Genomic DNA, 9,510 nt, shown 5'->3' with positions numbered 1-9,510 from the left:
GTGGGCTGGGCAAACCAGTCGATGATTCCCTTGAGCTGCAACAACACCCGCCGCTGACTGGGACTGCCCCGCAGCAGGTCGATCACCCGCTCCGCTCCCATTTCCTGGAGATAGCTGAGGGCCTTGCCCCCCATTTCGTTGGTGGTGACCAGAATGGCCACCGTTTGGCCGGGAAAAGCTTGGGTGGCTGCAATGGCCTGCCGCGCTACCTGTTGCAGCTCCTCCTCCGGGGATCCGACAACCCGCAGAAAGTCCACACCACCCTCGCTGGCCGGGGGGTTTTGGCCACCGGAGGTGGCCAGTTGAATGGGCTGGGGGGCCAGAGCGGTGCGCAAAGCCGGGATGGGGTGCTGCTGATTCACCCACTCCACCAGGCGGTTGGCCAAAGCGATGATCTGGGGGGCGCTGCGGCTGGATTCATCCAAGAGCACCACCTGAGGACTGGCCTGGCAAAAGGCGCGAAACAGCCGCGGCTCGGCGCTGGTAAAGGTGCCCATGATGCTCTGGTTGGGATCCCCCACCCGCACCAGGTTGCCGGTGCGTTGGCTGAGCAGCCGCAGCAGCTCTTCCTGCAGGGGGGAACTGTCTTGGGCCTCATCCTCGAACAGGTAGTCGTACCAGTTCTGCACCTGCTCCCGCAGCTCCGGACTGCCCTCGATCAAATCCACTGCTTGCCAGCCCAGGTCGTCGTAGTCTAACTTGCCCAGGCGACGCAATTCCGCTTGATAACCGGCGTAGATGGGAGCAGCCCAGCCCAGATAGCCCTCGCTGGGGATCACTTCTGGCCCCAGGCGCAGATTCTTGGCCCTGCTGATGACCACCTGCACCATCTGCTGGAAACTGCGCCGGAACTGGGCTCGGTTTTGGGCGATCTTTTGCGGGTTGTTGTCGCCGGGGATCAGCGGCTCCCAGAGCTGAGTATGGCGGACGAGCCAAGCGCGGCACAGGCGGCTGAGCAACCGCTCCTGTTCGTATCCCTCCAAAATAGACAGCTCCTCCCAACGGCTGGGGGCCTCCCGCAACACCCGCAACGACAAAGAATGCAGGGTAAAGGCCTGGGTAAAGCGATCCGGATACCCCGCCCGTTGCAAACGTTGATTGATGCGGCTGATCAAGTTGCCCCGCGCCGAACGCATGTAGGTGAACACCCCGATGCGCTCCGGTGGGATCCCCCGATTGAGAATTAAATCGGCGATCAACAGCTCCAGAATAAAGGTCTTGCCGCTCCCCGGAACGGCGGCGATCCCCAGCGGCCCCGATTGGTAGGCCAACGCCTGTTGCTGCGCCGGACGCAGGGTGACCTCAGGAAAGGGAGAAGAAGCCAGACCCAGCATGGGATCCCTGCCTAGCTGAGGATGAAGGTCTCGATGGCTGCCGCCACCCCGTCTTCTGCCACAGGAGGGGCAATCCAATCGGCATGGGGCAAGAGAGCAGGCGAGGCATTTCCCATCGCCACCCCGATCCCCGCATACCGCAGCATCTCAATGTCGTTGTCGCCATCGCCAATAGCCATCACCTGCTCCGCCGACAACCCCAGCATTTCCTCGGCCAAAAAACGAACGGCATTGCCCTTGTTCACCGCCGGATGGGTAGCCTCGAGAAAAATCGGCTCTGAACGGGTGAGGTAGAGCTGGTCAGGGGAATACCGCCGCCGCAGGGATCCCTGCAATTCCTGCAGGAACTCGGTATCCTCAGAAACAGCCAGGATCTTGGTGGGGCTTCGTCCGTATTGGGCGGAAGAGAACATCTGGAACGGCACCTGAGAGCGCTCAGCATAGGCCTGACTGAGAGGGCTCAGCTCCCGTAAGTAGAGCTGGTCATCGATGTAGAGGTGAACCCCCACCGGCTGATCCTGCAACGCTTGCAGCAACTCCTCGGCCAGCGGCCAGTCCAGGCTCCAGTGCTTTAGGGTCTTTTGGCTATCGGGATCCCGAATTAAAGCCCCCTGGTAGCTGCATAGGGGCATATCGGCCCCAATCGCGTAGTGGAACCGCTCGGCAGAACGATGCATGCGACCCGTAGCGATGGCTACTCGCACCCCTGCTGCTTTGGCCTTCTGAATGGCCTCCCGAACCGGCTCTGAAACCTGGTTGGAAGGCCCGGCAATCGTGCCATCGATATCCACCACCAACAGCCGAATCTGGGCACGGGGTGGAGAAGATGCCCGCTCTCTTTCCTCGGCTTGGACGTTAGCCTGAGTTTGCATTGCTGTTGTTTGCCCTCCTCCTGGCAACCTTCCAGACCGTAGCATGGCTCTGCCTCGATTGGTTGACGGTCATTGGCCGGCTCAGTACACAAAGAATCAACACAGAAGAATTGAACAAGTGAGATGGCCGGGTGGGGGATCGGTTTCCGCCCCTATTCCCGCCAACGAGAAAGCGTAGAATTAAGAAAGACTAGCCCCGTGATGGACGAAAACATTGTGATCATGCTGAAACGAATCGGTCGCGTCTGCCGGCCTCTGCTGGCCATTGCCCTGGCCTTGACCTTGGCCCTGGCTCCCATAGGCGCTGTTTGGGCACGCAGTGGCGGTCGCATTGGCGGCGGATCTTTCCGGTCTCCGACGTTCTCTGCCCCCCGCTCGATTGGCCCGCACTACTCAGCTCCTGTCTACCCCAGCTATGGAGGCGGCTTTGGTTTTCCGCTGCTGGTGCCCTTTTTCTGGGGAGGGGGGGGTGGCGGCCTGCTGACGCTGCTGCTCTTGGTTGGGGCAGGTAGCTTTTTGGTGCAGACGCTGCGCTCGGGGATCAGATCCGAAGAAGGGGACGATAGCATTGGGGTTCGCGATCCCCAGGTAACTGTTGCGCAGGTAAAAGTGGGACTGCTGGCCAGCGCCCGGCAACTGCAAAAAGACATGAACGCCCTGGCTCTGGAGGCGGATACTCAGTCGCCAGAAGGGCTGAGCCAACTGTTGCAAGAGGTCACCCTTGGCTTGATGCGCTACAGCGACTACTGGGCCTATGGCCATGCCCAAGCGGAGAAGCTGCCCCTCTCCCGCGCCGAATCCCTGTTCTATCAAGCCTCTTTACAAGAACGGAGCAAGTTCAGCGTCGAAAGCCTCAGCAACCGCAACAACCAGATCCAACAAGTCTCCCAAGCGGCGCTGCAGCGATCTGCTGCTGGGATCCCAGATGTTGGCGAGTACCTGCTGGTAACTCTACTGGTTGCGTATCGTGGTAACTTGGGTACACTACCTGTAGTTAACTCCATGGCGGATCTGCGGCAGTGCCTGTTGCAGCTGGCTTCGATTCCGGCAGATCGGATTGTGGCCATCGAAGTGCTGTGGACGCCGCAGTTGGAGGGAGACACCCTGTCGGCAGAGGCGCTGTTGACCGAGTACCCGGAAATGCGGCTCCTTTGAGAGCCTTTGGGCGATAGACGGCAACTGTTGGCTGAGTGTCTCAACTCCTCGGGATCCCCGCCGCTCAGGCTAGGGAGGTTGTATGTCCGGGTTAGATGCTTCAGCGGGCAGAGGCCGTCGTTCCCCTTGGGCATGGTCTGGCCAAGTCAAGCAGGCAGATTCTCTGTTGGATGAGCTGTTCGAGGATTTGGAGAACAGCTTGGAAGAGGGGCTGTCAGAAGCCGGCGAATATCCTTACCTCGGCACACGGCCCCCACTGCCTTCCCGGCGCTTCTCTGCTGCCGGAGGATTACTGCTGGGTATGGCTTTGGCCGCTACCTTGGTGGCAGGGCTGGCTTTTTGGATGACCCTGCGCCCGCGGGCGGTGGTTTTTTCGCAGGCCACTCGGGATCCCTTGGCTGAGGCACCCAATTCTTCCCATTCCGATGCTCACCAGGAGCCCTTGCTTCCCACTGCTGCTGATGTGGATGAAAACCCCAAAGCTCCACCTGAGGATTCTGCAAAGGCTGTCTTGGTCGAACCGGCAAAACCGCCGACTGTTGCCGCTCCTCTTGCTTCAAGAGGGGCTGGTCTTCCCTCTCCCCCCAGGGTACCTGCGCCTCCGGTGCCAGCGCGGATCCCACCCCAGCCTCTGCCGCAAATGAAGCTGGTGGGATTGATCCACGATCCAGGTGCCCCCAAGGCTCTGATCTTGATCGACAACGTAGTACGTCAGGTGGCTGTTGGCCATGCGGTAAAAGCAGAGTGGCGGGTTACCTCCATCAGCCCCTACGGTGTGAGGGTGAGCAATGGCGCTCAAAGCGTCACCTTGCAGTTGGGACTGTCGCAGCGGATCTGAATCACCTGGATAGGGATCCCTGCTGGGTTGAGCAGCGCCTGGAGGGTGGGAGATTGGATTGAAGGAGAAGGGGCAGATGAAATTCGCCAAGCTGGGGCGAATGAGCCGCTGCAGAGTGGGAGTGGGCTTAGTTCTGGGATACCTCTGTCTCGGGCTGTTGGCTTGTCGCAGTACACCCCCCCTCTCAGAATCCCCCTCTGGGATCCCGGCGGCCTATGCTAGCCGCCCGCAACTGCAAGGGAAGGCAGTGGTGGAGCTGGAGGTGCAAACTGCTGAGGGGGTAGGCAAGGTGATCCTGGAGATCCACGGGGAAGCGGCACCCCTGACCGGCGGCCAGTTCGTGGATTTGGTTCAGCGGGGCTTTTACAACGGCCTCACCTTTCATCGGGTGGAGAAGGATCCGCAGCCTTTTGTGGTGCAGGGTGGGGATCCCCGTGGTGACGGTACAGGGGGTGCAACAGAGCCGGGGAGCAACCGCCTGCGCACCATCCCCCTGGAAATTCAGCTGCGTGGGGAACCCTACCCCCGCTACAACACCTTGATCCAGGATCCCGCTGCTCTGAGTAAGTTGCTCTTGCCCCATCGTTTGGGGGCGGTGGCCATGGCCCGTTCTAGCCCACTTGACTCAGCCTCTTCCCAGTTTTACATCACCCTCTCTGCTCTGCCGATTTTGGACGGGCGCTATGCCGTGTTCGGCTACGTCACCGAGGGGATGGAGTGGGTGGAGCGCATCCAGGTGGGAGATGTGATCCGCTTGGCGCGGGTGTTGGAAGGAGCGGACTTGCTTAGGGTGCCGGGATCCCAACCGGAAAGAGCAGATCAGATGGAGGATCCCGGCAGTTTATGATGGGCAGCAACTCTGCTGCTGGTTTGGTTGTTGTGGCTCTGGCTTTTGCCTTGAGGAAGGGCAAGTTTTGCCCTCGTCCCCTCCGCCAACACCTGGGCACCCTTTCATGCAAGAAGACGCTTTTTCCCCCCTTGAGCCCCTAGACGAGCTGCCACCTCACTCACCGCCGGAGGTGGATGTGGAGCTGATGCTGCAGCAGTTGCAGGATCCGGATCCCTATTTGCGGATGCAGGCGGCCCGCGCCTTCTGTGAGATCGAAGAACCCCGCGCCGTTAAACCCCTGCTGGCCCTAGTCCGGGATCCCTGCCCGTTGGTGCGGGTGGGAGCAGCCTATGCCCTAGGTCGGAATCCGGATCCCGCTGAGGTGGAGGTGCTGATCGAGGGCTTGCGCTGGGATTGGAACGGCTATGTGCGCAAAGGCTTGGTGTGGGCGTTGGGCAATGCCAAGGATCCGCGGGCGTACCCGGTGTTGCTGGAAGTGTTGGCCGGGGATATCGCGGCAGTGCGATTGTGGGCTGCCAGTGCCCTCGGACAATTGGCTCAGGCGCAAGTGTTGCCCGGCCCGGCATTGGATGAGGTGGTCGCAGCTCTCTGCCGGGGTTTGGCTCAAGATCCAATCGCGGCGGTACGCGGCAACTGTGCCTGGAGCTTAGGGATCCTGGGGCAACAGGTGAAACTGGCTCTCGAGGATCCCATTGTTTACACGATGCTAACAAGGCAATTGCTGACCAGCGCCAGTCGCGATCCCGATTGGGGGGTGCGGGATGACGCGCGGCTTGCCCTACAAAAGCTGGCAGATCCCGATTTGCTGGAGCAACTGGATAACCTCAGCTGATCGTTATAGTCATTTTTAAACTAGATTGAGACACTCCCCAAGCATTCCACGCTGCTGCCCCTACTCCCAGCCTCGCTGCCAGAGGGAGAGGGGAGCTAGACGAAAATGTTTCATTCCCGTTTAACGAACCAGATCGAGTGTCACCGAACCAGATCGAGGAGCCAAGCAAAGTAGAAGCGGCTGCGAATGGTTTGTCGCTGCTGCACTTTCCAGCCCCATTCGGTTAATTGGCTCACCAAGGTCGCCTCTCGGTGTTGATAGGCGCGGGTGGTTTTGCTGGGGCCGGGGAAGAACTCTCCCACTTTCTTCAGCAGCGTCAGCCAGGGGGTTTTGGGGGCAAAACTGAAGATCAGGCGGGACCGAGCCAGGCGGGTCAGGTGCTTTAGCATGCGCAGGGCCTCGGCTTCAGGGTAGTGGATCATCACATCGAGGCAGATGACGACATCGTATTCCCCCGTCAATTCCTCCAGATCCGAGACCCAAAAGTGTGGGTTGTCTGTGGATCCCAACTCCATTTGCTGGCGGCGGCGTGCTTCGTTCACCATTTGTTCCGAGATGTCGCTGGCGAACACCTGTGCCCCCCTGGCGGCCAAGGGCAAGCTGAGGCTGCCCACCCCGCATCCGGCATCACAAATGCGTAAACCCGAGGGATCCCCCAACCACTGCAACACCGTCTCTACTGTGCGAGCATGGCCAAGGCGGATGTCTTTTTGGACGAAATTGACTTCTTCTTCGCCATAGATGCGCCGCCAGCGCTCGAAGCCAACGGAGTTGAAATAATCGCGGACAATGGTTTTTTCCTGCATAGAACTTCCGGCTAGGGATCCGGCGAGAGAAAAAGATGAACGCTCTGCTTTTCTTCGCCAACGCGCATCCCATTCTACCCCGAGGCCCCGTAACCCTCTGCATCGTTGCCCTAGGATTGTATTAGAATTAACTCGCATGCCTTGGATGTTGCCCCATGACCGAAGCTGAGATTGCCCGAGCGTTGCAGGCTCGGTTGGCTGCCCCGGTCAGAATTGCGGTCAAACGCCGCCAAGGTCATCTACACGTTCTCCTGAATCGGCCCCCCCTGGCTCGAGTGGACTACCCCCATCTCACGGAGCGGGTGCGGGTGGAGCTCAGGGCGTTGGGCTTGCCCGGCTTAGAGCAGGTCACGGTGTACGGGCGTGAGTCGGGACATTCTGAATACGAGTGGGAGCAAACGGCCCCCTTGTTGAACCCGCTGCTGGCCTCAGAAGAAACCACAGTTCTGTTGGAAAAAAAAGGCGATCGCCTACTGCAGGATCTGACAGTTGTTGCCCCGGATTCGGTCAACTCAAAGCCTGAACCTGCGCCGGAGAATCCTGTCGGGAAAACCGACATAGGCAGCAGGTCCCGCATCTCCTGGGTGTGGCTGGGGGGAGCTGTACTGATTGTTGGAATTGGGGTGATTCTTTTGCTGGTTGCCCTTCTCTGAAAGAGCTGGGTAAAGGTTCTTGTTCTTGTCTTGGGAAAAGCCTCAGGGAGCGTTGCCGAGAGTCGCCGATGAACTTTGAGGATGCCGGGATCCGGTCAATTGGGCTTTTTGCAAGGCATCCTGCAGCATTCGCTTCACCAACTCGGTGAACGTCCACCCCAGAGCTGCCGCCGCATCGGGACAGAGGGAAGTGGGGGTCATGCCGGGCAGTGTATTCACCTCCAACACCCAAGGATTTTCCTCGGGATCCACCCGCAGATCCACCCGCGCCAAGCCTTCGCACCCCAACGCCTGGTAGGCCTTCAGACCTGCAGCCTCACAGCGGGCCAACCCTGCCGGGCTGAGGGAACAGGGGATCAAATGCCGCGAGCCACCGGGTGCGTACTTGGCTTCGTAGTCGTAGAAGTCGCCTTGGGCGGGGATGATCTCAATGGCCGGAAGAACTTGGCCGGACAAGATCGAGAGGGTGATCTCCTTTCCGGGAACATAGCGCTCCAGAAAAATCCGCGACGAGACTGAGCGGGCCAACTCCAGCCCCTGAGCAAATGACCTCTCATCCCGGACAATGCTGATGCCCACCGTCGAGCCGTTGTTGCTGGGCTTAATCACCAGTGGGGATCCCAACTCTGCCGCACAGTCAGCCCAAGTGAGGGGGCTTTGGTCGTCCCAAACCTGCCAATCGGGGGTAGGGATCCCCGCGGCGCGAAAGATCTGCTTGGAGACCAGCTTATCCATGGCCAGAGCACTGGCCAGCGGCCCGGATCCCTGGTAGGGCAGGCCCAGCCAGTCCAGCATTCCCTGTACCACCCCATCCTCGCCACCAGGGCCATGCAAGGCAATCCAAACGAAGTCGCAGCCGGCTTGCCGTTCCTGCCAAAGGCGCAGAGGCAGATCCTCATCTGGGTCGATTACCTTGACCCGATGGCCCAGGTCCTCCAAAGCCCGTTTGCAGGCTTTACCCGTTACCCAAGAGACTTGACGTTCTGCCGAACGCCCCCCCGCCAAGACAACAATGTTCATGGCCTAACCCCAAAGCACTCCCCACCCTCAACAACCGGCACCAAGATACCAGCATACCTTCACCCTACCCTACGAAGGGGGCCGCCGGCGGCGCAAGAACTCGGGAATATCTAAGCCTCCAGACATCGGCGGCTCAGGCTCCGGAGGCTGTCGAGGCGGCAGCCCAGAGCCCGTGGGAGTGGGCTTAGGAACCCCCGACTTGTTGGAGGCAGAAACTTTGGTTGCAGCAGGGATGGTGGCTGGACGGGCTTTCTCTTGGAAACCGGTGGCGATGACCGTGATGCGCACTTCCCCCTGCATGCGCTCGTCTTGGACGGTGCCGAAGATGATGTTGGCCTCGGGATCCACTGCCTCGGCGATGATCTCGGCAGCCACCGTGACCTCATGCAAGGACAAATCCGGCCCACCGGTAATGTTGAAGAGGACACCTTTAGCCCCTTCGATGGAGGTTTCCAAAAGCGGCGAAGATACAGCGGTAATGGCAGCCTCGCGGGCGCGGGACTTGCCGGATCCCATGCCAATCCCCATCAAGGCAGAGCCGGCATCGGCCATCACGCTGCGCACATCGGCAAAATCCACGTTGATCATGCCGGGGATGAGAATGATATCCGAGATGCCCTGCACCCCCTGCCGCAGCACATCATCAGCAACGCGAAAAGCCTCTTGGACAGGGGTTTGCTCGGAGATCACCGAAAGCAACTTGTCGTTGGGAATTACAATCAGGGTATCGACTGCCTCCCGCAGCGCTTGGATCCCTTCCTCGGCCTGCTTGCTGCGGCGTTTGCCCTCAAAGGAAAAAGGCCGTGTCACCACTCCCACCGTCAGGGCACCACTGGCTTTGGCAATTTGGGCGATGACGGGTGCTCCACCCGTGCCCGTGCCTCCCCCCATGCCGGCGGCAATGAAGACCAGATCTGCCCCTTTGATGGCTGCCGATATTTCTTCGCTGGATTCTTCTGCCGCTTTCTGGCCAATGGCCGGGTTACCACCTGCACCCAAGCCTCGAGTCAGCTTCTGCCCAATTTGCAAGCGGTTCACTGCCGAGGACTGGGCAAGGGCCTGCGCATCGGTGTTGACGCTCCAAAACTCGACGCCCACAAGGTTGCTGGCCGCCATCCGACTGACCGCGTTGCCACCCCCACCCCCCACG

General features: G+C 60.1%; 10 protein-coding genes. 5 read left to right on the top strand and 5 right to left on the bottom strand.

Translation table 11 applies throughout. From position 1 onward, the window contains the following. On the bottom strand, positions 1–1,334 hold a 1,334-nt coding region (locus NW837_RS07595; RefSeq protein ID WP_414330356.1), incomplete at its 3' end, for a UvrD-helicase domain-containing protein. Positions 1,335–1,345: 11 nt separating this feature from the next. Continuing rightward, complete coding sequence (locus NW837_RS07590; protein WP_414330353.1) at positions 1,346–2,206, bottom strand: Cof-type HAD-IIB family hydrolase; 861 nt, start codon at positions 2,204–2,206, stop codon at positions 1,346–1,348. 201 nt (positions 2,207–2,407) lie between these two features. Here NW837_RS07590 and NW837_RS07585 point away from each other — a divergent pair, with 201 nt between their 5' ends. The 4 genes from NW837_RS07585 (at position 2,408) to NW837_RS07570 (ending at position 5,881) form a co-directional block, all read left to right on the top strand. Next, a complete protein-coding gene (locus NW837_RS07585; RefSeq protein WP_238376757.1) occupies positions 2,408–3,361 on the top strand; it encodes a DUF1517 domain-containing protein in 954 nt (317 codons plus the stop codon). An 82-nt stretch (positions 3,362–3,443) separates the two neighbouring features. Further along, positions 3,444–4,199 (top strand): hypothetical protein, encoded by a 756-nt coding sequence (locus NW837_RS07580; protein WP_414330350.1) that lies wholly within the window; start codon positions 3,444–3,446, stop codon positions 4,197–4,199. Positions 4,200–4,275: 76 nt separating this feature from the next. After that, complete coding sequence (locus tag NW837_RS07575; RefSeq protein ID WP_414330347.1) at positions 4,276–5,046, top strand: peptidylprolyl isomerase; 771 nt, start codon at positions 4,276–4,278, stop codon at positions 5,044–5,046. A 106-nt stretch (positions 5,047–5,152) separates the two neighbouring features. Continuing rightward, entirely contained in the window at positions 5,153–5,881 is a 729-nt protein-coding gene (locus NW837_RS07570) for a HEAT repeat domain-containing protein (protein WP_414330345.1), read from the top strand. A gap of 140 nt (positions 5,882–6,021) precedes the next feature. On the opposite strand, the gene bchM is transcribed toward NW837_RS07570, so the two are convergent. Continuing rightward, a complete protein-coding gene (gene bchM, locus NW837_RS07565) occupies positions 6,022–6,687 on the bottom strand; it encodes a magnesium protoporphyrin IX methyltransferase (RefSeq protein WP_414330343.1) in 666 nt (221 codons plus the stop codon). Between the two features lie 155 nt (positions 6,688–6,842). Between bchM and NW837_RS07560 the strand changes: the two genes are divergently transcribed. Then, positions 6,843–7,340, top strand: coding sequence for a hypothetical protein (locus NW837_RS07560; protein WP_414330341.1), 498 nt, complete (start codon positions 6,843–6,845; stop codon positions 7,338–7,340). Between the two features lie 42 nt (positions 7,341–7,382). Here the strand turns inward: NW837_RS07560 and NW837_RS07555 are convergent, their stop codons facing one another. Next, positions 7,383–8,360, bottom strand: coding sequence for a D-alanine--D-alanine ligase (locus NW837_RS07555; RefSeq protein ID WP_414330338.1), 978 nt, complete (start codon positions 8,358–8,360; stop codon positions 7,383–7,385). A gap of 69 nt (positions 8,361–8,429) precedes the next feature. Further along, positions 8,430–9,509: a cell division protein FtsZ gene (gene ftsZ / locus NW837_RS07550; protein ID WP_414330336.1), complete on the bottom strand. Its 1,080-nt coding sequence runs from the start codon at positions 9,507–9,509 to the stop codon at positions 8,430–8,432. Position 9,510 lies beyond the last annotated feature (1 nt).

Origin of the sequence: Synechococcus sp. R6-10, assembly GCF_047461815.1 — a bacterium.
Lineage (GTDB): Bacteria > Cyanobacteriota > Cyanobacteriia > Thermostichales > Thermostichaceae > Thermostichus.
Note: the sequence above shows the minus strand (reverse complement) of the source record. Positions and strands in the feature narration are given on the sequence as shown.